Below are 24,307 nucleotides of genomic sequence, written 5' to 3' on the forward strand. Positions count from 1 at the left end.
GGCCGCGTCCGCCACTTTCCAGGACCCTGTCATGAAGACGTTCCCGATCGCCGCCCTGCTGGCGCTGCTACTGACCGGCAGCGCCCACGCCGCCCAAGCCATCGCCACCCTCCCCGTGGTGCCACCCACCCAGACCTGCGCCGCCCTGCAAACCCAGGACCTCACCGCCCTGGGTGGCGCCGGCAGCCACATCACCAGCGCCCGCGAAACCACCGACAACGGCATCAGCCATTGCGTGGTAGAAGGCACCCTGGCCCCCAGCATCGGTTTCCGTGTCAGCCTGCCCACCCGCACCTGGACCCAGCGCTACCTGCAGGTAGGCTGCGGCGGCCTGTGCGGCAACATCGCCACCCAGATAGGCGCCGCCCAAGGCTGCCTGCCGCTGGACAGCGGCGGCTTCGTCACCGCCGCCACCGACATGGGCCACGAGGGCAACAGCAGCGCGTTCGGCCAGGACCCGCAGAAGCGCGTCGACTTCGCCTACCGCAGCCAGCACCTCACCGCCCTGGTGGCGAAACAGCTGATCAAGGCCTTCTACGGCCAACCCCAGCAGTACGCCTATTTCAACGGCTGCTCGGACGGCGGCCGCGAGGCGCTGATGGAGGCGCAGCGCTACCCCGAGGACTTCGACGGCATCATTGCCGGCGCCGCCGCGCTGAACTTCCAGGTGCAGAACGCGCTGTACCACGCCTGGCAGGCCCGGGCCAACGAAGGCGCGGACGGCAAGGCGATCCTGGTGGCCAGCCGCCTGAACCTGCTGCATGAAGCGGTGTTGGCGCAGTGCGACGCCCAGGACGGCCAGGTGGACCGGCTGATCAGCGACCCACGCAGCTGCCACTTCGACCCCGCCAGCATCCAGTGCAAGGCCGGGCAAGCGCCCGACACCTGCCTGACCGCCGCCGAAGTGGGCGCCGTGCGCAAGCTCTACGACGGCCCCCGCGACCCCGCCACTGGCCAGCGCCTGACCATTGGCGGCCCGCAGCCGGGCTCGGAACTGGCCTGGGCCGGGGTGTTCGTGCCGATGTCGGCCGACCAGCCGATCTTCAGCCAGAAAATTGCCCTGGACGCGCTGCAGAACGTCAGCTTCGCCAGCAACCCCACGCGCACCCTGACGCTCGCCGATGCCCGCTTCGACACGGCCACCTTCGAGCAACTGCGCGCCCTGCACCCGCTGTACGACGCCACCAACCCCGACCTGTCGGCGTTCGCCCAGCGTGGCGGCAAGCTGATCATCTGGCACGGCTGGGCCGACCCGCACATCTCGCCGCTCAACAGCCTGGCCTACCACCAGGCCCTGCGTAAACAGATGGGCGAGGCCCGCAGCGAAGCGTTCGAGCGCCTGTACCTGCTGCCCGGCGTGCACCACTGCAGCGGCGGCGAAGGCCCCAGCCAGCTGGACCTGCTGACGCCGATGATGAGTTGGGTGGAGCGCCAGCAGGCGCCGGAGATGATCCTCACCACCCAGGCCACGCCCAAGGCCCAGGGCTTCGGCGCGCCCATGGCGCCGCCGCCCGGCGCACTGAAAGGCCAGCGGCCGCCCATGGGCCCGATGAGCCTGACGGCAACCGCCGCCGACCAGGCCAACGCCGGCCGCACTCGGCCGCTGTACCCCTTCCCCTACGTGGCGGTGTACAACGGCAGCGGCGACCCGCGGCTGGCGGCCAGCTACCACCGTGGCGGCCCAATCGACAGCACGCCGACGCCGGCCTGGCTGGGCGCTGATTTCTTCACCCCATACAAACCGATGTAACACCAGCTCCCACAGGCCGCGTCACGGCCCGTTCGCCGCCAGCCGCGCGCCCTCCAGCGCCTGGGCGAACCGCTCGGCCTCGTCGGGGGCGAACTGGCTCAGGAACAGCGCCTTCACCGCCCCCTCGTACACCCTCCACATGCGCTGGCGCAGCGCCCGGCCCTTGTCGGTGATGCCCACCGTGGCGCCACGGCCATCGCCTTCGGCGCGGCGCCGCTGCACCAGGCCCTCGGCCTCCAGGCGGTCCACCAGCCGTGTCAGGTTGTAGCGCTCTATCACCATCACATCGGCCAGCTCATGCATGCGCCGCTGCCCTTCGGGGCCGCTTTCTATCCCCCACAGCGCGTCGTACCAGGCGTAGGCCGGCAGCTGCTCGGCGGCCAGGCGCCGCTCTATCTCGCGGATCAGCGAGCGGTGCGCACGCACGAAGTTGAACCAAAGATCTGCTTGGCCCTGGGCCATGGCGACTCCTGAAGCAGGGGAAATGTAGTTGCAATTGTACGCTAGCCGGCGCTAGATTGAATGTAATTGCATTTGCAATCAAAACACCAGGAGGCGTGATGAGCGAGCAATCGAGGTTTCTGGACAAGGACCCCCAGCAGACCCGTGAGTGGCTGGAATCGATGGAGTCGGTGCTGGACGTGGAGGGCCGCCCCCGCGCCCATTACCTGATCGACCAACTGCTGGATTTCGACGTGGCGCGCCACGGCGACTTTCATGGCCGGGTGGCCACGCCCTATGTCAACACCATCGCCCCCGACCGCGAGCGGCCCTACCCCGGCGACCTGGGCATCGAAAAACGCCTTAACGCGCTGATCCGCTGGAACGCGCTGACCATGGTGCTGCGCGCCGGCAAGCACTCGGGAGTGGGCGGCCACATTGCCAGCTACGCCTCGGCCGCGGTGCTGTACGACGTGGGTTTCGACCACTTTTTCCGCGGCCGCACCGCCACGTTTGGCGGCGACCTTGTGTACATCCAGGGCCACTCCTCGCCCGGTATCTACGGCCGCGCCTTTCTGGAAGGCCGCCTCAGCGAGGCACAGCTGGACAATTTCCGCCGCGAAAGCGACCGCGACGGCATCAGCTCCTACCCCCACCCACGGCTGATGCCCGACTTCTGGCAGTTTCCCACGGTGTCCATGGGCCTGGGGCCGATCACCGCCGCCTACCAGGCGCGCTTCATGCGTTACCTGGAAAACCGCGCGCTCAGCCAGCACCAGGGCCGCAAGGTGTGGGCGTTCCTGGGCGACGGCGAGATGGACCAGCCCGAGTCGCTGGCGGCCATTTCCCTGGCCGGCCGCGAGAAGCTCGACAACCTGATCTTCGTCGTCAACTGCAACCTGCAACGCCTGGACGGCCCGGTGCGCGGCAACGCCAAGGTGATCCAGGAGTTCGAAAGCCTGTACCGCGCCGCTGGCTGGAACGTGATCAAGGTGATCTGGGGCAGCGGCTGGGACCGCCTGCTGGACAAGGACCGCAGCGGCCTGCTGCGCCAGCGCATGATGGAGTGCGTGGACGGCGACTACCAGAACTACAAATCGCAGAACGGCGCCTACGTGCGCGAGCATTTCTTCGGCAAGTACCCCGAGCTGCTGGCGCTGGTGGCGGACATGTCCGACGACGAGATCTGGAAGCTGTCGCGCGGTGGCCACGACCCGCACAAGGTCTACAACGCCTACGCCGCGGCCATGCGCCACACGGGCGCGCCCACGGTGGTCCTGGCCAAGACCGTCAAGGGCTTCGGCATGGGCGAGGCCGGCGAAGGGCAGAACATCAACCACCAGCAGAAGAAAATGGGCCTGGAGGCGCTGAAGGCGTTCCGCGACCGCTTCCAGCTCAGCCTGTCGGATGAACAGGTGGCGGCGCTGCCCTACCTCAAGCCCGAGCCCGACAGCCAGGAAGCCCGTTACCTGCAGGCGCGCCGCAGCGAGCTGGGCGGCCACGTGCCCGCCCGCCACGCCCAGGTCGAACCGCTGGCGATCCCGCCCCTGGCCAGCTTCGGCGCGCAGCTCAAGGGCACCGGCGAACGGGAAATCTCCACCACCATGGCCTTCGTGCGCCTGCTCGGCACCCTGCTCAAGGACCCGCAGGTGGGCCCGCGCGTGGTGCCCATCGTGCCCGACGAGTCACGCACCTTCGGCATGGAGAGCCTGTTCCGCCAGATCGGCATTCACTCCCACGTGGGCCAGTTGTACACGCCCCAGGACGCCGGCCAGCTGAGCTATTACAAGGAGAGCAAGGACGGCCAGATCATGCAGGAGGGCCTAAACGAGTCTGGCGCCATGTCGTCATGGATCGCCGCCAGCACCGCCTACGCCAACCACGGCGTGGCCACCCTGCCCTTCTACATCTACTACTCGATGTTCGGTTTCCAGCGCATCGGCGACCTGGCCTGGGCCGCGGGTGACGCCCGCGCACGCGGCTTCCTGCTGGGCGCCACCTCGGGGCGCACCACGCTGATGGGCGAAGGCCTGCAGCACGACGACGGCCACAGCCACGTGCTGGCCGCCACCATTCCTTGCTGCGTGGCCTACGACCCTACCTATGCCTACGAGCTGGCGGTGATCATCCACGCCGGCATGCGCCGCATGTTCGTCGACCACGAGGACGTGTACTACTACATCACCCTGCTCAACGAAAACTACGCCCACCCCGACCTGCCCGAGGGCGCGGAGGACGGCATTCTCAAGGGCCTGTACAACCTGTCCAGCACCCCGCCCGCCACCGGCACGCCCCATGTGCAACTGATGGGTTGCGGCGCCATCCTGCGCGAGGTGCTGGCGGCCGGCGAGATATTGGCCCGCGACTACGGCGTGGCCAGCGACGTGTGGAGCGCCACCAGCCTCACCGAGCTGCGCCGCGAGGGCCAGGCGGTGGAACGCTGGAACCTGCTGCACCCCGAAGCTGCGCCGCGCAGCTGCCACGTGCAGGCCTGCCTGGCGGGCCGGCAAGGGCCGGTGGTGGTGGCCACTGACTACATGAAGATCTTCGCCGACCAGATCCGCCCCTTCGTCGACGGGCGTCGGTTCGTGGCGCTGGGCACCGATGGCTTCGGCCAGTCGGACACCCGCGAGGCGTTGCGCCGGCACTTCGAGGTGGACCGTCAGTTCGTGGTGCTGGCGGCGTTGAAGGCGTTGGCGGATGAGGGAATGGTGGCGCGCGCAGTGGTGGCGCAGGCGCTGGCGGCGTTGCGGATCGATCCCGAGAAGACCGACCCCGCCAGTGTTTGATTGCGGCAGTTGCTACAACACCCTGTAGCCGCTGCCGAAGGCTGCGCTGGCCCACCTCCACACTGAAGATCTTCAGTGTACCCAAGGGCCAGCGCAGCCTGACGGCAGCGGCTACGGGTATTCCTGTGCCGCTAAGGGCTTGCTGGATCAGAAATCGACGGTCGCCGACAACTTCATCACCCGCGGCTCGCCCTGGGTCAGGTAGCCGCCCTGGGCCGAGGCCCAGTAGTCCTTGTTGAACACGTTTTCCATCGTGGCCCGCAAGGTCACGTCACGCTCGTCCACCTTGAAGCCGTACCGCGCGCCGGCGTCGAAGCGGTTCCAGGTCGGCAGGCTGATGGTGTTCGCCGCGTCGGCGTACTGGCCGCCGGTGCGCAGCATGCGCCCGTTCAGCGACACGCCTTCCAGGCCCGGCACGTCCCAGTCGATGCCGGCGTTGAGCTGGAAGGTCGGCACGCCGATGGCGCGGTTGCCGTCGTTGGTGCCGTTCTGAGTGTCCTCGACACGGGTCTTCATCACCGTCACGCCGCCCAGGATGCGCAAGCCCTGCACCGGCTCGCCGAAGGCATTGAACTCCACGCCCTTGTTGATCTGGGTACCGTCCTGCACGTACAGCAAGGCGCTGTTGGTGTAGCCGGCGGTAGGCTCCTCGATGCGGTACACGCCCAGGGTGGCGCCGTAGGTGCCCATGTCCACCTTGACGCCCGCCTCCACCTGCTTGGTGCGGCCGGGCGCGAAGGTCTGGCCGCGGTTGCTGGCGGTATCTGGCGCGGTGTCGCCCGCAGCCAGGCCTTCAATGCGGTTGGCGTAGAACGACACGTGCTCCCACGGCTTGATGACCAGGCCGAACACCGGGGTGGTAATTTCCTTGTCGTAGTTGGCGTCGCGCGCGCCGCTGTTGTAGTCGTAGCCCTCGACCACCAGCTGCTGGCGACGCAGCCCGGCGGTGACCAGCACGCGGTCGTCGAGCAAGCCGACGGTGTCAGAGGCGGCCAGGCTGCGGTTGAAGGTCTTGCCGGTGATGCCCGGGTCGCTGAGGTCGCCGCCGGGGTAGTCGTAGGAAGGCTTGGCGGTGGCCACCGGGTGGTAGATGTTCGAGGCTTCGCCGATCAGGTCGAAATCGTAGGCGCTGCGTTGCTGGGCCCAGATATCGGCCATGCCGAGGTTCAGGCGGTGGCTGACTGCGCCGGTCTGGAACGTGCCGTTCAGGCCCGCCGAGAAGCTGGTGTTGTCTTCGTCGTGGGGAATGGTGGAACCGGTGACGTTGGCGTCGCCGACGTTGTCGGTCAGGGTCACCGAGGAATAGCGGCCGTTCTCGCGGGTGTGCTTGTAGCCACCGGCGGCGTAGGCGGTCCAGTTGTCGTTGAGGTCGTACTCGCCACGCAGCATGCCGTAGGTGTCTTCCAGCGTGGTATTGGCCCACTTGGCGTTGGCGTTGCTGGTGGACGATGGCGCCTTGGGGGCCTTGGTGGCACTGCCCAGGAACACCGAGTTGCGGCCGCCGTCGATGGCTTCCTTCTGGTAGCCGAAGTCGGCGGACAGGCGCAGCTTGTCGCCGCGGTAGTCCAGGCCTGCGGTGAACACCTGCTCGCTCTGGCTTTCGTGATCGACGCCGGTGTTGCCGCTGCGCTGGGCCAGGTTCACGCGGGCGCCGAACTGGTTGTCCTCGCCAAAGCGCTGGCCCAGGTCCAGGTGCTCGCCCACGCGGCCGTTGTCGCTGATGTCGGTGGTCAGGCGGCGCAGCGGAGTATCGTCGGCACGCTTGGGCTGCAGGTTGACCGAACCGCCCAGGCCAGTGCCGGTGGGGGTGATGCCGTTGGTGAAGGCGCTGGGGCCACGGAACACTTCCACGCGCTCGATGCCGTCGGTGGAAATGATCTGCCGCGGCAGCATGCCGTACAGGCCGTTGAAGGAGATGTCATCGGTGGCCAGCGGCAGGCCGCGGATCATGAACACCTGGGACTGGTTGCCATAGCCCGAGGCCTGGCGCACGGAGGAATCGTTGAGCAGCACGTCGCCGATGTTCTCGGCCTGCTGGTTCTCGATCAGCTCCGAGGTGTAGGCGGTGCTGGTGAACGGCGTGTCCATGATGTCCTGGTTGCCCAGCACGCCCATCTGCGCGCCCCGTGCCACCTGGCCGCCGGCGTACACCGGGGGCAGCGAAGGCGCGGCAGTCAGCGACTGCGCAGCGATGTTGACGTCGCTCAACTGCAGGGTGCCATCACCCTGCTTGGCGGTCGCATCCTGCGAGTTGGTGACAGTGGCCGCCTGCGCCGTCATGGCCAGCGAGCACAGCAGTGCGAGCATCGTGGGCCGGAACGGAACGCCTTGGCAAACAGGTGGGAGCATGATCAGTCCTGCGGAGGGGAATGGTGACGAGCGCGGGGCAGAGCTTCGGGTGCGCTGGGTAGAGGCAATGTGCCTCACACGTTAATGATATTACTTATCAATTAGATATACATCTCATTTGCGGATGACATTTGGTCACAGATGCGTTACACAGTTGGCTCACCGGGGGTTACAAAGTAGCCCGGCGCAGCGCTGGACTCCTGAAGCGGGCGGCGGATAATGGACCGCTCACAAGGAGTTATTCCGGGGAACCCTCACGATGAGCGCGGTATCACGAGACGTATTCGACGCGAAAATCGAGGCCATCGAGGCGCGCATGGACGCCCGCGTCAATGCCTCCATTGCCAAGGCCGACGCCACCCATGCCCGGTTCGACAATTTCCTGCTGCTGCAGGCCGAGCGCGACCAGCGCTATTACGAAGGCCAGGCAATTCGCGACAAGCAACTGGAAGCCCTGACCGGCGAGGTGCGCGACATGGCCGTGGAAATGCGCACCGGCTTCAGCTCGCTGCGCACCACCATCCTGGTGACCGCCGTCACCGCAACCATTGCGATCGTGCTGGGGGTCGCCTCGTTCAACGCCTCACTGACCTCCAACATGCTGGCCGCTTTCCAACTGGGAAAATCGGTCCACCCCATGCCTCCGCTCCCGCTTCTGCCGGCCCCGGCTACAGTGGCCCCTGCCCCACAACCTGCTGACTGATCAGTCATTTCCAAGCCACCAAGTCGCCTTTTCGGCTCAACCCCTTATAAACAAAGGCCCCCGCCAACAATCATGTAGTGCCAGTAAAAAATCACTACAAAAGGTGTTGACGCCCTGCACGGCGCCTTGCATAGTGAAGCTGTCTCCCCGATCGGGAGCCAAGGCAAAGGGTGTCAAAGCCTGGCGACAAGCCGTCGTCCGGTTGCGTGATGTGTACTGCCCACAAGGCAGATTGATGAAAAGCTGACCGGCAGGTCGCCCGTATGGGGCACCAGGCCGGCGAGACGATCTCAAGATGCTTGTGGCTGACTGCAGTACTGTCGTCCGTGATCTTCCTGATTCGTCGCGCCTTCCTCCCTGCTGTAGCCACTTTCCATCAACGCTACACACATCAACCCCGCGCCATTTGCAACCGGCTTGTTTGCCTTGCAGCACCGTGGAGTGGCCGATTGGGGGCCATGTTTGAACTCAACACAGACAATAGAAATAACAGTCGAGGGGACTTACATCATGAACTTGAACAATCAACCGACCATTGAAGAACTGGCTCAATTGTTCGCATCGCGCAAAGACACGCTGGACAGCCACATCCTGTGGGTCTGCGCATCGGGCGAAGTTCATATCGACGCAATGGCCCGCCATGCCGGCGAAGCCGAATTCGAACAGAGCAAGCCGAGCATGCGCGCCCGCCTGCGCACCTACCGCCGCGGCCAGGGCTACATCGGCCGCAAGGCAGCGGCCGACCGCGAGTTCCTGGGGCGCGTGCTGCACACCCTTGAGGCCCAATGGCCCGAGGCGCGGCAAGCGGCGCAGGTCCAGGTGATCGACCGCTACTGCTAAGCAGGACACCGCCCTGTAGCCGCTGCCGCCAGGCTGCGCTGGGCCTTGAGTACACTGGAGATCTCCAGCGTGGTTCGAGGCCAGCGCAGCCTGCGGCAGCGGCTACGGTGATTATTCGCCAGGCGGCGTCACGGCTTTACGCCTGCCACCCCTGCTGCCGCTCGCGGCGCAGCGCCTGCCACTCGCCATACCCCCACACCCCGGTGGCCAGCAGCGCCCCCACCACCGCCAGGCCCCAGTGATGGCGTTCGCACACACTGCACAGCACCTGCAACGTCAGCAGGAAGATCCCCGCGCCCAGAAAGGGCCGCGCCGCCCGGGGCGGTTCTGGCTTGTGCTGTTCTCTCATCCGTGTGATTCCCTTTGTTCTTGTGTTCAGGATTTTCCACACGTTAACCACGCGCCCGGCGTTCGTCCAGCAGCCGAAGGTCGAAACAGGTGCAGCCACGCCACCTTTTGAGGCACGATGCACACCACCCGTACAATAAAACCAACAAGACTGTGCACAGTGAACACTTACCACCAGCACCTCTGCCCTGCTTTGCGCAGTGGCCCGCAACTTGCTCCGCCCAGGCCCATCCCTTCACTGCCTGCCTGCGGAGCACAACAATGAGCGCAACCGATTTCCCCTTGAGCGAAGCCCCGCCCCAGGGGCGCAAGGGCCTGCTGTCCATCGCCATGGTGCTGTTCAGCTTCACCTTCTTCACCGGCACCATGTTCGCCGGCGGCAAGCTGGGGATGGCCTTCGGCGTCAGCGACATGCTGTGGATCGCCTTCATCGGCAACAGCCTGCTGGCAATCTACGCCGCGGCCCTGGCGTTGATCGCCGCGCGCAGCGGGCTGAACACCGTGCTGATGGGGCGCTTCTGCTTTGGCGAGGCCGGCAGCCGGCTTTCCGATGTGCTGCTGGGCTTCGCCGAGCTGGGCTGGTACGCCTGGGGCACCGCCACGGTGGCCATCGTGCTGGTGAAACTGCTGGGCCTGAGCCAGGGGCTGACCACGCCGCTGATGGTGCTGTTCGGCTTCGGCTTCTGCCTCACGGCGCTGGTGGGCTACAAGGGCCTGGACGTGCTGTCGCGGCTGTCGGTGCCGCTGATGTTCATTCTGCTGGTGGTGTCGATGGTCATTGCCACGCGCACCATCGGCGGCTGGCAGGGCCTGAGCGCGGTGCTGCCGCAGCAAGCCATGAGCGTCTCGGCCGCCATCACCATGGTCTTCGGCACCTTCGCCAGCGGCGCCACCCAGGCCACCAACTGGACGCGCCTGGCGCGCAGCGGGCGCATTGCGGTGGTCGCCAGCGTGCTCAGCTTCCTGGTGGGCAACGGCCTGATGATCGTCGCCGGGGCCTGGTGCGCCATCGTCTACCAGCAGGCCGACATCGTCGAGGTGATGATGCTGCAGGGCCTGTCGTTCGCCGCCGTGGTGATGCTGTGCCTGAACCTGTGGACCATCCAGGGCCCGACCATCTACAACGTCGCCGCCGCCAGCTGCCACCTGCTGCGCAGCGAACGCCGGCGCACCATGACCCTGGTGGCCGCCGCCGTCGGCGTGGTGCTGGCAATCGGGGGCATGTATGAGCTGCTGATCCCCTTCCTGATCCTGCTGGGCTCGATTATCCCGCCCATTGGCGGGGTGATCATGGCCGACTTCTGGTGCCGCCACCGTGGCCGCTACCCGCGGCTGGCGGACGCCCGCCTGCCGCGCTATAACCTGGCTGGGCTGGGCGCCTACGCCGTGGGGGCGGTAGCTGCATACGCATCACCCTGGATCGCGCCGTTGGTGGGCATTGCCGCTTCGGCCGGCTGCTACTGGCTGCTGTTGCAACTGGGCGGCCAGCGCCGCCCCTACCTGCAGGAGGAAACGTGAGCCTTACCGTTGAACAGATTCTGGCGCTGCCGGGCCTGGAGGCCATGGCCCTGCGCGCCGGCGCCCGCCAGTGCCACCGCAGCGTGCGCTGGTCGTACGTGGCCGAGAACGAAGGCATCGCCGACTGGGTGATGGGCGGCGAGCTGGTATTCGTCACCGGCATCAACCTGCCCCGCGATGAGGCCAACCTGCTGCGCCTGGTGCGCGAGGGCGAGCGCTGCGCCATCGCCGGGCTGGTGATTCTCACCGGCGAGGCGTTCATCCGCCGCATTCCGGCGTCGGTGGTGGCACTGGCCGAGGCGCTGGGGGTGCCACTGATCGAACAGCCGTACGCGCTGAAGATGGTCATCGTCACGCACTTGATCGGCACGTCGCTGGTGCAGATGGCCCAGGTGCGCCGCTCGCGCCACGACATCCTCGGCCAGCTGCTGAGCGGCGACTACCCGGGCCTTGCCATCGTACGCCAGCGCGCCGCCCACCTGCAGGTGCCCCTGGACGGCCCACGGCGGGTGCTGGTGATGCGCCTGTCGAACCAGGCCGCGGTGTTCGCCCACAGCCCGCCGCCCGAGGCCGAGCGCCAGCTGCAGCACTGCCGCCAGGCGCTGGAGGACCAGCTGGAGGCCTGGAACAACGCGCACCCGCTACCGTTGCCGGTGGTCAGCCAGGGTGACTTGCTGGTGCTGCTGTTGGCCGGCGACCTCGACCCGCGCAGCCAGCTGGCGCCCCTGTACCGCGACCTGCTGGGCATGAGCGCGCCCATGACACTGTTCATGGGCCTGTCCACCGTGGTCCACGACCCCGGCCAGTACCGCCAGGCCCTGGGCGAAGCGCGCCAGGCGCTGGAGGTGGCCGAGCAGCTGCGCCCGGCCCACGGCCTCTGCGACTTCAACGAACTGGGGGTGCTGCGCCTGCTGCAGGCCATCCCCGACCGGCGCATCATCGACACCTTCGTGCGCCAGACCCTGGGCCCGCTGCAAGAGCCCGGACGCAAGCAACCGCAGACCCTGCTGCACACCCTGGACGCGCTGTTGCAGGAAAACGGCAACGCCCTCAAGGCCGCCCAACGCCTGGGCATCCACCGCAACACCCTCAACCAACGGCTGCAACGCATCGAACAGCTCAGCGAGCAGTCGCTCGACGATCCCCTTTTCCGCATGAACGCTTCGGTCGCGCTGCTGGTATGGCGCATGGCCGAGGCCCAGCTACAGGACCGCCCATGAACATCATCAATGCCACCCTGCGCAAACGCCAGGGCCTGTTTACCGTGACCTGCGACGGCGCGCGCATCAGCGCCATCAGCGCACAACCCGGCCTGCGCGCCGCCAGCGGCGACGACATCGACGCCCGCGGCCAGCTGCTGATCGCGCCGCTGGTGGAGCCGCACATTCACCTGGACGCCACCCTCACCGCCGGCGAGCCGGAATGGAACATGAGCGGCACCCTGTTCGAAGGCATCGAGCGCTGGGGCCAACGCAAGGCCACCATCACCCACGAAGACACCAAGCAGCGCGCCCACACCACCATTCGCATGCTCGCCGAGCACGGCATCCAGCACGTGCGCACCCACATCGACGTCACCGACCCTACCCTGGGCGCGCTCAAAGCCATGCTTGAAGTGCGCGAGGAAGCCCGCCACCTGATCGACCTGCAGATCGTCGCCTTCCCCCAGGAAGGCATCGAGTCGTTCGCCAACGGCCGCGCGCTGATGGAGCAGGCCATCGAGATGGGCGCCGACGTGGTCGGCGGCATCCCGCACTTCGAGAACACCCGCGACCAGGGCGTCAGCTCGATCAAGTTCCTCATGGACCTGGCCGAGCGCACCGGCTGCCTGGTGGACGTGCACTGCGACGAGACCGACGACCCGCACTCGCGCTTCCTCGAAGTGCTGGCCGAAGAAGCCCGGGTGCGCGGCATGGGCAGCCGGGTCACCGCCAGCCACACCACGGCCATGGGTTCCTACGACAACGCCTACTGCTCCAAGCTGTTCCGCCTGCTCAAGCTGTCGGGCCTCAACTTCGTCTCCTGCCCCACCGAAAGCATCCACCTGCAGGGCCGCTTCGACACCTTCCCCAAGCGCCGCGGCGTCACCCGCGTGGCCGAGCTGGACCGCGCCGGCCTGAACGTGTGCTTCGGCCAGGACTCGATCAAGGACCCCTGGTACCCGCTGGGCAACGGCAACATCCTGCGCGTGCTGGATGCCGGCCTGCACATCTGCCACATGATGGGCTTCGAGGACCTGGCCCGCAGCCTGGACCTGGTGACCGACAACAGCGCCCGCGCCATGCACCTGGGCGAGCGCTACGGCATCGAGGTGGGGCGCCCGGCGAACCTGGTGATCCTGGACGCGGAAAGTGATTACGAGGCAGTGCGGCGCCAGGCCAAGGCGCGGGTGTCGATTCGCGCAGGCAAAGTGTTGATGACACGGGTGCCCGAACGCGTCGAGTTCAATGTTGCCTGACCGACCACGACGCCGCTGACGCGGCCTTGCTTGTTGTGGGAGCTGGCTTGCCAGCGAGCTGTTGAAGCCCGAAAAGCTCGCTGGCAAGCCAGCTCCCACCGAAGACGGTTGTGTATTCCCAGTTTCATCTGGTAGCGATGAAAATTGGTGTTACAAAAGGTTTCCCCGAAGGCAGAATGAAACGCGGACTCACCTGTTCGTACGTCGTTCGGCAACACAAGGAACCCCACAGTGCCCGACAACCGCCCCACGCCCGCCACCTGGATCGCCCTGCTGGTGGCCGTCACCTTCTTCATGGAGAACCTCGACGCCACGGTGATCAGCACCGCCCTGCCGCAGATTGCCCAGCAATTCGGCAAGGCCCCCGTGGACCTCAACATCGGCATCAGCGCCTACCTGCTGGCGGTGGCGATCTTCATTCCGCTGTCGGGCTGGGTGGCCGACCGCTTCGGCACCCGCCGGGTGTTTTCCTGCGCCATCAGCCTGTTCACCCTGGCCTCGCTGTGGTGCGGCCTGAGCCAGAGCCTGGAAAGCTTCGTCGCGGCCCGCGTGCTGCAGGGCATCGGCGGCGCGATGATGGTGCCGGTGGGGCGCCTGGCGGTGCTGCGCACCACCGAGAAGAAGGACCTGGTGAAGATGATCGCGGTCATCACCTGGCCCGGCCTGGTGGCGCCGATCCTTGGCCCGCCGCTGGGCGGGCTGATCGTCACCCACGCCTCCTGGCCGTGGATTTTCTTCGTCAACCTGCCGCTGGGCGCCATCGCCCTGGGCTGCGCGCTGTGGCTGGTGCCCAAGGGCCATGCTGAAAACACCCGGCCGTTCGACAGCCTCGGTTTCCTGCTGCTGGCCGGTGCCTGCGCGGCGTTGATGCTGGGCCTGGAGTGGCTGGGCGGCGCCGAGCACGTGGGCACCGGCCTCGGCTTGCTGGTGGCCGGTGCGGTGCTGGCGGTGCTGGCCATCCGCCATTGCCGCCGTCACCCCTCGCCGCTGCTGCCCCTGGGGCCGGTGGCCATCGACACCTTCCGCGTCAGCATCTTCGGCGGCTCGCTGTTCCGCGTGGCCATCAGCGCCCTGCCGTTCCTGCTGCCGCTGCTGTTCCAGGTGGGCTTCGGCTTCTCCCCGGTGTATGCCGGCAGCCTGGTGCTGGCGGTGTTCGCCGGCAACCTGGCGATGAAACCCTTCACCACCGCCACCATGCGCCGCTTCGGCTTCCGCCGGGTGCTGCTGGTGAACGGCCTGATCGGGGTGGCGTCGATCGCTGCCTGCGCGCTGTTCAGCGCCAGCACGCCGTGGCCATTGGTGGTGCTGGTGCTGTTCATTGGTGGCCTGTCGCGCTCGATGCAGTTCACCTGCTACAACTCCATCGGCTTTGCCGACGTGCCCAAGGACCGCATGAGCGAGGCCTCGACCCTGTTCAGCATGTTCTTCCAGCTGGGCATGGGCGTCGGCGTGGCTGCCGCGGCGCTGTTGCTGCGCCTGTCCATGAGCGTCCAGGGCCACGCCGCCCAGGCCCAGCCCAGCGACTTCCGCGTGGCCTTCCTGGGCATCGCGGTGCTGGGCCTGATTGCCCTGGTGGACGCCATCAAGCTGCCGCGCCAGGCCGGCGCGCAAGTGTTGCAGGGCTGAGTGCTCAGCGCGGCATGATGCGCAATTCGAGGTACTGCAGCAGCATGATGGTCTTGCCATCGACGATCTGGCCATTGCTGACCATGGCCAGCGCTGCGTCGAAGCCCAGCTCCAGCACCTCGATGTCCTCGCCCTCGGCTTCCAGGCCGCCGCCGGCGTTCACGCGGTCGCCGTCCTCGTATTCACCGATGAAGAAGTGAATGCGCTCGGTCACCGCGCCGGGGCTCATGAAGGCCTCGAAGATCTTCTCGATGGCCTTGACCCGGTAGCCGGTCTCCTCCTCCACTTCCAGGCGAATGCGTTCCTCGGGGCTGGCGTTGTCCAGCAGCCCGGCGGCGGTCTCGATCAGGAAACCGTCGTGGCCGTTGAGGAAGGTGGGCAGGCGGAACTGGCGGATCAGCACCACGGTGCGCTTGGCCAGGTTGTACAGCAGGATGGTGGCGCCGTTGCCGCGGTCGTACACCTCGCGGGTCTGGGTCTGCCAGCTGCCGTCGCGGCGGCGCAGGTCGAAGGTGTATTTGTTCAGCAGGTACCAGTTGTCAGAGAGCAGTACCTTGCCGGTAATGCGAATGGGGCTGTCGGCCATGGAAAATCCTTGAGGGTAAAACGCCAAGGGCGCAGGGTTACCCGCCGGCCTTGCTGGCGTCAAGCACCGGCGCCAGCGGGCACACCGCCTGCGCCCGCGCACTCAGGGTCTGGCGCAAGCCCTGCAACTGGGCGATGCGCGCGTCGATGGCCGCCAGTTTCTGCGCGAACACCGCCGCCAGCCGCTCGGCCGGCTCGTCGCTGGCCTGCCACAGCGCCGGCAGGTTCTCACCCACCTCGGCCAGGCTGAAACCCAGCTGCTGGGCGGTGCGAATGTACTGCACCAGCTGCACCGTGTCCGGGTGATAGTGCCGGTACCCGTTGGCGCTGCGGGTGCAATGGATCAGCCCGCGCTCCTCGTAGAAGCGCAGCGCGTCACAGCTCACCCCGGCCAGCGCGGCCACCTGCCCTATTTTCATCCTGCCCCCTTGACCCTGGACCAAGCACCAGGGTTTAGCCTGGCGATCCTATCACTAAGGAAGCCTGTCACAATGGATACCCCCCGCTATTTGCGCCTGGTGCGCACCAGTGCCTGGTACGACCTGTTCGCCACGGCGGCGTTCATGACGCCCTGGAGCATGCACTGGCTGTTCGGCCAGCTGGCCGGTCTATCGACAACCTTGGGCCTGGGTGCGCCGCAGCCGCTCACCGACCCTGCGCACATGCTGCTGGCCAACCTGCTGGGCAGCGTGGTGATTGTCTGGGCGCTGCTGCGCCTGCGGCACACCCGGCCCGAACACGGGCTGTACGACGCCGCGGCGCGGGGGTTGTTCGCGTTGTGGCAGGTGGTGGCGGTGCTCAGCGGCGCCAGCCCGATCATCCTCGCCTTCACGCTGATGGAGCTCACCTTCGGGGCATTGCAATTGTCGCCTAATCGCGACCAAGGTCGGCTCCTACCACGGACGATGTAGGAGCCGACCTTGGTCGCGATGCAGACGACGCGGTGTTTGTCAGGAAGACAGTGGCTGGGTGGCATTCAAGTCACTTTCCTCATCCGCCAGCGCCTGCGGCAACGACGCTCGCAAGTGCTCCACCCAGGTTCGAATCTTCGCGTCCAGGAACAGCCGCGACGGGTAGATGGCGTACAGGTTCAGGCGCTGCAGGCGGTAGCCGGGCAGCACCCGCACCAGCTCGCCGCTGCGCAGGCCGTCGATGGCCGAGTAGCTGGGCAGCACGCCGATGCCCATGCCGCTGCGGATGGCCACGCGCATGGCGTCGATGGCGTTGACCTGGAACGGCGTGGCGCGCAGCGAGGCCACTTCCGGGCCGTCGGGGCCTTCGAACTGCCAGCGGTTGTCCGGGTAGGCGACGCTGCTCATCAGCAGGCAGTCGTGCTCTTCCAGCTCGGCCGGGGTGCGCGGGCCGCCGCCGCGGCGCTCCAGGTAGCGCGGCGCGGCGCACAGCACGCTGTAGATAGTGCCCAGGCGCTGGGAGATGTAGCCCGAGTCGGGCAGCTGCGCGGCCAGCACGATGGAGACGTCGAAGCCATCCTCGATCAGGTCGGGCACGCGGTTGCTCAGGTGCAGGTCGAAGCTCACCTCGGAGTAGCGCTCGCGGTAGTCGGCCATGGCCTCGATCACGTAGTGCATGCCGATGCCCGCCATGGCGTGCACCTTGAGGCTGCCGGCGGCGTAGTCCTGGGTGGCTTCGGCCTCGGCTTCGGCTTCGGCCACCGAGGCCAGGATGCTCTCGCAGCGGTGGTAGTAGCGCTTGCCCGCCTCGGTCATGGCGATGCGCCGGGTGGTGCGGTTGAGCAGCCGGGTGCGCAGGTGGCTTTCCAGGTTCGACACCGCGCGCGACAGGTTGGCGGTGGTGGTGTTCATCTGCTCGGCGGCCAGGGTGAAGCTGCCGGTTTGCGCCACGCAGACGAAGGCGCGCATGTATTGGAGGATGTTCATCTGACGTTTCCCCGAGTGACCGGGTGATTATAAAATTAATTACAACAAACAATCATGTGTTGTTGCGTTTATTGCATCAGCCGCCAGCCGGTAAAATCCTCCCCATCCATAATCAACGGGCACATCAGGGGAACGACCAGCGGTGAATACACGCATGACCAGACACGCCTTACCCCTGATGTTACTCACATTAACGTTAACAATCAGTGGTTGCATCAGCACCCACGGCATCGGCCCGACTAGCCAGCCCATGGCCGCCAACCAGTTGCAGCTCGACGCCGCCATTGCCCAGGCCCGCAACGACGCCCACTGGCCCGACAGCCGCTGGTGGATGGCCTACGGCGACGCCCAGCTCAACCGCTGGATCGACGACGCCCAGCGCAATAGCCCAACCCTGGCTGAAGCCGCCGCGCGGGTGCGCCAGGCCAAGGCCATGGCCGGGGTGACCGCCGCCAATGAGGCGCCGCAGGTCAACGGCAAGGCCTCGATCACCCGCCACAAATGGCCCACCGACAACTTCTACGGCCCCGGCGAGCTGGCCGATGTCACCGACTTCGACAACAGCGCCGCCCTGGGCCTGAGCTATTCCCTGGACCTGTGGGGCCGCGAGCAGAGCGCCACTGAACAGGCCCTGGACAGCGCCCACGCCGCGGCCGCCCAGGGGCGCGCCGCGCAGCTGGAACTGCAGGGCAACATCGTCCGCGCCTATATCCAGCTGTCGGAACAGTACGCCCAACGCGACATTCTCCAGGCCCTGCTCAAGCAACAGCAGCAGGTGCTGGACCTGGCCCAGAAGCGTTTTGACCACGGTATCGGCACCCAGCTGGAGGTCAGCCAGGCGCAGACCTCGCTGCCCGAAACCCTGCGCCAGATCGACAGCCTGGATGAAAGCATTGCCCTGAGCGGCAACCAGCTGGCCGCCCTGGCCGGCAAGGGCCCGGGCGCTGCGCAGAGCCTGCAACGCCCGACCCTGGCCCTGGGCGCCGCGCTGGCCCTGCCAGCCCGCCTGCCCGCGCAACTGCTGGGCCAGCGCCCGGACGTGGTCGCCAGCCGCTGGCGCGTCAACGCCCAGGCACGCGGCATCGAAGTGGCGCGCGCCGGGTTCTATCCTGACGTGGACCTGGCCGCCAGCCTCGGCTTCAGCGCCACCGGCGGTGGCGTGCTGGAGTTCCTCAACGCCAGCAAGCAGACCTGGACCGTGGGCCCGGCCCTGAGCCTGCCGATCTTCGACGGCGGCCGCCTGCGCGCCCAGCTGGGCGCCGCCTCGGCCGGCTACGACCTGGCCGTCGCCCAGTACAACCAGACCCTGGTGCAGGCGCTGAAGGACATCAGCGACCAGCTGATCCGCCGCCACTCCATGGACCAGCAATTCACCCTGGCCAGCCAGGGCGTGGCCAACGCCCAGCGCAGCTATGACATTGCGCGCATCGCCTTCCAGCGCGGCCTGACCGGCTACCTGGAGGTGCTCAACGCCCAGACCCAGCTGTTCCGCGAACAGCAGACCCTGCAGCAGGTGCAGGCCGCACGCCTGCAAACCCAGGCCTCGCTGGTGATTGCCCTGGGCGGCGGTGTGCGCGCCGGCAACGACAGCCCCGATCCAGCCCGCGCCACCCCGGCCAAGCCCGGCCTGGCGCTGCTGCGCGGCGAGCAGCAACCATGAGCCTGGGCAACGGCTGGCGCGCCGCCCTGCGCGCCTGGGCCGAACGTGACGGCGTGACCTGGATCTACCTGTTCAAGCTGCTCACTGCCACCTTCCTCACCTATTGGCTGGCCTTGCGCCTGGAGCTGCCGCAACCGACCACGGCACTGGCCACGGTGTTCATCGTCATGCAGCCGCAAAGCGGCCAGGTCATTGCCAAGAGCGCCTGGCGCTTGCTGGGCACCTTGCTGGGCGCGGTGGTGGTGGTCACCCTGATCGCCCTGTTCGGCCAGCACAGCGACCTGTTCCTGGGCTGCCTGGCACTGTGGGTGGGGCTGTGCTGCGGGCTGTCGGCGCGCTACCGCAACTTCCAGGCCTATGCCTTCGTGCTCACCGGCTACACCGCCGCCATCGTCGGCGTGCCGGCCCTCACCCACCCCGAAGGCGTGTACCTGTCGGCGGTATGGCGGGCCATCGAGATCGGCCTGGCGGTGATCTGCAGCGGCGTGGTCTCGGCGGTGATCTTCCCGCAGAACAGCCGCACGGCGCTGCGCGCTACCATCGGCAAGCGCCTGGGGCTGTTCGCCGCTTTTGCCGCCGACAGCCTGCAAGGCCGCCTGGCCGAAGGCGCCTTCGCCCAGCACAACCGCCGCCTGGTGGCCGAGGCCGTGGGCCTGGAGAACCTGCGCAGCGTGACCGTGTTCGAAGACCCGCTGACGCACATGCGCAGCGGCCGCCTGAGCCGCCTCAACAGCGAATTCATGCAGTGCACCACGCGCTTCAACGCCCTGCACCAGCAGCTTCAGCGCCTGCGCCACGAAGCGCCAGGCGCCTGGCAAGACCTGCAACCGGCGCTGGCCGGGCTGGTGACGCTGCTGGAAGATTATCGCGACCAGCCGCTGGACAGCGCCGGCGCCGCGCCCCTGGCCGAGCGCCTGCAGCGCCTGCACGCCGACACTGCCGTGCGCCTCCGGCACCTGCCGGCCACCGCCTGCCAGCAAGACCTGGACACCGCCGGCGAGCTGCTGCTGGGGCTGATCGACGAACTGCACGACTACGCCCAGACCCACGCCTCGCTGGCCAGCCACCGCCACCCGCGCGAACGATGGGCCGCCGGCTACACGCCGCGCACCAACCTGTGGCTGTGCGCCGCCTCGGGCGTGCGCGGTTTCCTGACCGTGGCCCTGGCCGCCAGCTTCTGGCTCGCCACCGCCTGGCCCAGCGGCATCAGCCTGATGATCTCGGCGGCCGCCGGCATCAGCCTCACCGCCAGCACCCCGAACCCGTGGCGCGCAGGCGTGCAGATGGGCCTGGGCGTGGTGCTCAGCAGCCTGTTCGGCTTCGTCGAATACTTCCTGCTGTACCCGCACATCGACGGTTTTCCCCTGCTGTGCTTCGTGCTGTCCCCGGCGCTGCTGTTCGGCGGCTTCCTGACCACCCGTATGTCCACCATGGGCATCGGCCTGGGCTTCCTGATCACCTTCGCCACCGGCGCCATTCCGGCCAACCTGACGGTCTATAACCCCAGCGGTTTCCTCAACGACTGCATCGCCAACATCATCGCCTTCGGCCTGTGTGCCATCGCCGGTGCGGTGATTTTGCCCAGCAACGCGCCCTGGGCCTGGCGCCACTTGCAACGCGACCTGCGCCGCCAGGTGGGCTTCGCCGCCCATGGCAGCCTGAAGCACCTGCGCCAGCGTTTCGACAGCCGCAGCCGCGACGTGCTGCAGCACGCCACCTCGCTGTCGGCGGCACGCCCGGCGGTGCAGGACGAACTGCTGCAATGGGCGCTGAGCGTGCAGGACGTGGGCCACGCCCTGGTGCGCCTGCGCGAGCTGGGCCAGGCGCCGGCGACGGTCAGCGCGGCCCTGGCACGGCTGTTCGACCGCCCCGGCGCGGCCCATCGCGAACAGGCGCTGCTGGCCCTGGACGACGCCCTGGCGGCACACCCGGCGCAGCCCCAGGCGGCGTACCTGCACTTTATCCGCAGCGCCCTGCTCAACCCCCGCTCGCCGCTGGCCAGCGCCTGACCCGGACCTGACCGACCATGCCCCGCGAACTGTTTTTCCTCGAACTGTACCTGCCGACCCTGCTGCTGGTGCTCGGCGCCAGCGCCCTGCTGGCCTGGCTGCTGGACCGCGCGCTGATCGCGCTGAACCTGTACCGCTTCTTCTGGCACGCCCCGCTGGTGCGCCTGAGCCTGTTCATCTGCCTGTTCAGCGCCCTGGCGCTGACCATCTACCGTTGAGACGCCAACCATGAAAAAACTCTTCAGCGTAGTGGCGACCCTGCTGGTGGTGGCCGTGGCCGCCCAGCTGGGTTCGACCCTGTGGAACCACTACATGGCCCAGCCGTGGACCCGTGACGGCCGCGTGCGCGCCGACATCATCAACGTCGCCCCGGACGTCAGCGGCGTGGTGGTGGAGGTGCCGGTGCACGACAACCAGCTGGTGAAAAAGGGCGACGTGCTGATGCGCATCGACCCGGCCCACTACCAGGTGGCCGTGGACCAGGCCAAGGCCCTGGTGGCCTCGCGCAAGGCCACCTGGCAGATGCGCGAAGTCAACGCCAAGCGCCGCGCCGACATGGACAACCTGGTGGTGTCCAAGGAAAGCCGCGAAGACGCCGGCAACACCGCCAGCGCCGCCCAGGCCGACTACCAGCAGGCCGTGGCCGCGCTGGACGCCGCGCAGCTGAACCTGGCCCGCACCCAGGTGGTGGCCAGCGTCGACGGCTACGTCACCAACCTCAACGTGCACCCGGGCGACTACGCCAAGGTGGGCGAGGCGAAGATGGCCGTGGTCGACCGCCATTCGTTCTGGGTGTACGGTTATTTCGAGGAATCGAAGCTGCCCAACGTAAAAGTGGGCGACAAGGCACAGTTGCAGATGATGAGCGGCGAAGTGCTCAAGGGCCACGTCGAAAGCATCTCGCGCGGCATCTACGACCGCGACAACCCCGAGAGCCGCGAGCTGGTGGCCGATGTGAACCCGACGTTCAACTGGGTGCGCCTGGCCCAGCGCGTGCCGGTGCGTATTCAGTTGGATGACGTGCCTGAGGACATGGTGTTGGCGGCGGGTACGACCTGCACAGTGGTCATCAGCCCCGGCGCTTGAACCGCGGCGCGGCCGGACGCAGCCTGCGGCAGCTACCACGCGATGTAGCCGCTGCCGAAGGCTGCGCTGGCCCTGATCCACGCTGAAGATCTGCGGCGTACGCCCGGGCCAGCGCAGCCTGGCGGCAGCGGCTACGCCATTCGCGGCGTCACCTTTTCCAACTGCGGCAGCTACAGGCGATGTAGCCGCTGCCGAAGGCTGCGCTGGCCCTGGTCCACGCTGAAGATCTGCGGCGTACGCCAGGGCCAGCGCAGCCTGGCGGCAGCGGCTACGCCATTCGCGGCGTCACCTTTTCCAACTGCGGCAGCTACACGCGATGTAGCCGCTGCCGAAGGCTGCGCTGGCCCTGGTCCACGCTGAAGATCTGCGGCGTACGCCCGGGCCAGCGCAGCCTGGCGGCAGCGGCTACGCCATTCGCGGCGTACGCTTTTCCAACTGCGGCCGCTACCACGCGATGTAGCCGCTGCCGAAGGCTGCGCTGGCCCTGGTCCACGCTGAAGATCTGCGGCGTACGCCCGGGCCAGCGCAGCCTGGCGGCAGCGGCTACGCCATTCGCGGCGTCACCTTTTCCAACTGCGGCAGCTACAGGCGATGTAGCCGCTGCCGAAGGCTGCGCTGGCCCTGATCCACGCTGAAGATCTGCGGCGTACGCCAGGGCCAGCGCAGCCTGGCGCGGCGTCCCCTTTTCCAACTGCGGCCGCTACCACGCGATGTAGCCGCTGCCGAAGGCTGCGCTGGCTCTGAGCCACGCTGAAGATCTGCGGCGTACACCCGGGCCAGCGCAGCCTGGCGGCAGCGGCTACGCCATTCGCGGCGTCACCTTTTCAGTAGCGTCCGCCATCACCAAAATCGATAGCAAGCTTACGAAATCCCCGTCCCAGAGCCTTGGGGGCACTCTAATATCATTGTGAATGATATATACCTTCGCCCCATTCGATTCGTCGATAACCCGCCCAAGCGAACACACTCCGCCCATTCTCAATACAGTGGTGGACGTGCCCCATGGAACAGTCAATCAAACATCTACGCTTCCCTCTGGCCGCCCTCGCGGTCGTGGTGATGAGTGCTTGCGGGCGTGCCCCCGAAGTGGCCCAGGCGCCAGCGGCGCCGAAAGTCACCGTGGCCAAGGTGCTGGAGCAGCCCATCAACGAGTGGGACGAGTTCACCGGGCGCCTGGAGGCGCCGCAAACCGTTGAAGTGCGCCCACGGGTGTCCGGGCAGATCGACCAGGTAGCCTTCACCGAAGGCGCCCTGGTGAAGAAAGGCGACCTGCTGTTCCAGATCGACCCACGTCCCTTCGAAGCCGAAGTACGCCGCCTGGAAGCGCAACTGCAACAGGCCCGCGCCACCGCCACCCGTACCGAAAGCGAATCCCAGCGCGGCGAGCGCCTGCGCGCCAGCAACGCCATCTCCACCGAGCTTGCCGAAACCCGCACCAGCACCGCCCAGGAATCGCGCGCCGCCGTGGCCGCCATCCAGGCCCAGCTGGACCTGGCCCGCCTGAACCTGAGCTTCACCCGCGTCACCGCGCCCATCAGCGGCCGCGTCAGCCGCGCCGAGATCACCGCCGGCAACATCGTCACCGCCGATGTCACGCCGCTGACCAGCCTGGTGTCCACCGACAAGGTGTACGCCTACTTCGACGCCGACGAGCGCGTGTACCTCAAGTACAGCCAGCTGGCGCGCAAGGGCGAGCGCGGCGCCACCACCCCGGTGTACCTGGGCCTGTCCAACGAGGACGGCAACCCGCACCTGGGCCAGATGGACTTCGTCGACAACCAGGTCAACCCCAAGACCGGCACCATCCGCGGCCGCGCCGTGTTCGACAACAGCGACGGCAGCTACACCCCCGGCCTGTACGCCCGCCTGAAACTGGTGGGCAGCGCCACCTACGAGGCCGTGCTGATCAAGGACGAGGCCGTGGCCAGCGACCTGGGCAAGAAGTACGTGCTGGTGGTGGACAAGGACCACAAGGCCGCCTACCGCACCGTGGAGCTGGGGCCGAAACTCGAAGGCCTGCGCATCGTCCGTTCGGGCCTGGCCAAGGACGACACCATCGTCATCAACGGCCTGCAGCGCGTGCACCCCGGCGCCCAGGTCGACCCGCAGGACGCGCCCATGGCCAGCCCCGCCACCCTCGCCGCCCTGGCCGAGCAACTGCGGGCGCTGCAAGCCAGCAACAAGCCCGCCGCCGCTGCCAGCGTGAACCTGGCCAGCGCCGCCACGCCACGCGGCTAACAGGAACAG

At 67.3% G+C, this 24,307-nt stretch carries 20 protein-coding genes; 14 read left to right on the forward strand and 6 right to left on the reverse strand.

Annotation, left to right across the window (positions count from 1 at the left end):
- The first annotated feature begins 31 nt into the window (after positions 1–31).
- A complete protein-coding gene (locus tag AC0J42_RS16975; RefSeq protein WP_473002595.1) occupies positions 32–1,750 on the forward strand; it encodes a tannase/feruloyl esterase family alpha/beta hydrolase in 1,719 nt (572 codons plus the stop codon).
- A 21-nt stretch (positions 1,751–1,771) separates the two neighbouring features.
- Here AC0J42_RS16975 and AC0J42_RS16980 read toward each other — a convergent pair whose 3' ends face one another.
- A complete protein-coding gene (locus AC0J42_RS16980; RefSeq protein WP_473002596.1) occupies positions 1,772–2,212 on the reverse strand; it encodes a MarR family winged helix-turn-helix transcriptional regulator in 441 nt (146 codons plus the stop codon).
- Between the two features lie 98 nt (positions 2,213–2,310).
- On the opposite strand from AC0J42_RS16980, the gene aceE reads away from it, so the two are divergent.
- Positions 2,311–4,980, forward strand: a complete 2,670-nt coding sequence (aceE, locus tag AC0J42_RS16985; RefSeq protein ID WP_473002598.1) for a pyruvate dehydrogenase (acetyl-transferring), homodimeric type — start codon at positions 2,311–2,313, stop codon at positions 4,978–4,980.
- A gap of 147 nt (positions 4,981–5,127) precedes the next feature.
- On the opposite strand, the gene AC0J42_RS16990 is transcribed toward aceE, so the two are convergent.
- Positions 5,128–7,329, reverse strand: a complete 2,202-nt coding sequence (locus tag AC0J42_RS16990) for a TonB-dependent receptor (RefSeq protein ID WP_473002599.1) — start codon at positions 7,327–7,329, stop codon at positions 5,128–5,130.
- Between the two features lie 259 nt (positions 7,330–7,588).
- Between AC0J42_RS16990 and AC0J42_RS16995 the strand changes: the two genes are divergently transcribed.
- Together AC0J42_RS16995 and AC0J42_RS17000 are read left to right on the forward strand one after the other, a co-directional pair.
- Positions 7,589–8,032, forward strand: coding sequence for a hypothetical protein (locus AC0J42_RS16995; RefSeq protein ID WP_473002601.1), 444 nt, complete (start codon positions 7,589–7,591; stop codon positions 8,030–8,032).
- A gap of 510 nt (positions 8,033–8,542) precedes the next feature.
- A complete protein-coding gene (locus AC0J42_RS17000) occupies positions 8,543–8,872 on the forward strand; it encodes a hypothetical protein (protein WP_473002602.1) in 330 nt (109 codons plus the stop codon).
- Between the two features lie 136 nt (positions 8,873–9,008).
- Here AC0J42_RS17000 and AC0J42_RS17005 read toward each other — a convergent pair whose 3' ends face one another.
- Positions 9,009–9,221: a hypothetical protein gene (locus AC0J42_RS17005; protein ID WP_473002604.1), complete on the reverse strand. Its 213-nt coding sequence runs from the start codon at positions 9,219–9,221 to the stop codon at positions 9,009–9,011.
- A 260-nt stretch (positions 9,222–9,481) separates the two neighbouring features.
- Here AC0J42_RS17005 and codB point away from each other — a divergent pair, with 260 nt between their 5' ends.
- From codB to AC0J42_RS17025, 4 genes are all read left to right on the forward strand, one after another.
- Positions 9,482–10,738: a cytosine permease gene (gene codB / locus AC0J42_RS17010; protein WP_473002606.1), complete on the forward strand. Its 1,257-nt coding sequence runs from the start codon at positions 9,482–9,484 to the stop codon at positions 10,736–10,738.
- On the forward strand, positions 10,735–11,958 hold the full coding sequence (locus tag AC0J42_RS17015; RefSeq protein ID WP_473002607.1) for a PucR family transcriptional regulator: 1,224 nt from the start codon (positions 10,735–10,737) through the stop codon (positions 11,956–11,958). Before codB ends, AC0J42_RS17015 begins: the two co-directional genes overlap by 4 nt.
- Positions 11,955–13,196: a cytosine deaminase gene (codA, locus tag AC0J42_RS17020; RefSeq protein ID WP_473002609.1), complete on the forward strand. Its 1,242-nt coding sequence runs from the start codon at positions 11,955–11,957 to the stop codon at positions 13,194–13,196. Before AC0J42_RS17015 ends, codA begins: the two co-directional genes overlap by 4 nt.
- Before the next feature lie 294 nt (positions 13,197–13,490).
- Positions 13,491–14,822 carry an MFS transporter gene (locus AC0J42_RS17025; protein ID WP_473006873.1) on the forward strand — a complete coding sequence of 444 codons (1,332 nt, stop codon included), beginning with the start codon at positions 13,491–13,493 and terminating at the stop codon, positions 14,820–14,822.
- Positions 14,823–14,826: 4 nt separating this feature from the next.
- On the opposite strand, the gene nudK is transcribed toward AC0J42_RS17025, so the two are convergent.
- A complete protein-coding gene (gene nudK / locus AC0J42_RS17030) occupies positions 14,827–15,408 on the reverse strand; it encodes a GDP-mannose pyrophosphatase NudK (protein ID WP_473002611.1) in 582 nt (193 codons plus the stop codon).
- Positions 15,409–15,445: 37 nt separating this feature from the next.
- Complete coding sequence (locus AC0J42_RS17035) at positions 15,446–15,826, reverse strand: MerR family transcriptional regulator (protein WP_473002612.1); 381 nt, start codon at positions 15,824–15,826, stop codon at positions 15,446–15,448.
- A gap of 72 nt (positions 15,827–15,898) precedes the next feature.
- Between AC0J42_RS17035 and AC0J42_RS17040 the strand changes: the two genes are divergently transcribed.
- Positions 15,899–16,318: a hypothetical protein gene (locus tag AC0J42_RS17040; RefSeq protein ID WP_416424746.1), complete on the forward strand. Its 420-nt coding sequence runs from the start codon at positions 15,899–15,901 to the stop codon at positions 16,316–16,318.
- A 39-nt stretch (positions 16,319–16,357) separates the two neighbouring features.
- Here the strand turns inward: AC0J42_RS17040 and AC0J42_RS17045 are convergent, their stop codons facing one another.
- Positions 16,358–17,305, reverse strand: a complete 948-nt coding sequence (locus AC0J42_RS17045) for a LysR family transcriptional regulator (protein ID WP_473002615.1) — start codon at positions 17,303–17,305, stop codon at positions 16,358–16,360.
- A 178-nt stretch (positions 17,306–17,483) separates the two neighbouring features.
- On the opposite strand from AC0J42_RS17045, the gene AC0J42_RS17050 reads away from it, so the two are divergent.
- The 5 genes from AC0J42_RS17050 (at position 17,484) to mexE (ending at position 24,298) form a co-directional block, all read left to right on the forward strand.
- Positions 17,484–18,965, forward strand: a complete 1,482-nt coding sequence (locus tag AC0J42_RS17050) for an efflux transporter outer membrane subunit (RefSeq protein ID WP_416424748.1) — start codon at positions 17,484–17,486, stop codon at positions 18,963–18,965.
- Positions 18,962–20,974, forward strand: a complete 2,013-nt coding sequence (locus AC0J42_RS17055; RefSeq protein WP_473002616.1) for an FUSC family protein — start codon at positions 18,962–18,964, stop codon at positions 20,972–20,974. Before AC0J42_RS17050 ends, AC0J42_RS17055 begins: the two co-directional genes overlap by 4 nt.
- Positions 20,975–20,991: 17 nt before the next feature.
- Positions 20,992–21,192, forward strand: coding sequence for a DUF1656 domain-containing protein (locus tag AC0J42_RS17060; RefSeq protein ID WP_416424750.1), 201 nt, complete (start codon positions 20,992–20,994; stop codon positions 21,190–21,192).
- Between the two features lie 10 nt (positions 21,193–21,202).
- Positions 21,203–22,060 carry an efflux RND transporter periplasmic adaptor subunit gene (locus AC0J42_RS17065; protein ID WP_473002618.1) on the forward strand — a complete coding sequence of 286 codons (858 nt, stop codon included), beginning with the start codon at positions 21,203–21,205 and terminating at the stop codon, positions 22,058–22,060.
- A gap of 1,002 nt (positions 22,061–23,062) precedes the next feature.
- A complete protein-coding gene (mexE, locus tag AC0J42_RS17070) occupies positions 23,063–24,298 on the forward strand; it encodes a multidrug efflux RND transporter periplasmic adaptor subunit MexE (protein ID WP_416424752.1) in 1,236 nt (411 codons plus the stop codon).
- Positions 24,299–24,307: the final 9 nt, after the last annotated feature.

The sequence above is a fragment of the Pseudomonas sp. Tav-5-1A genome (genome assembly GCF_055755055.1).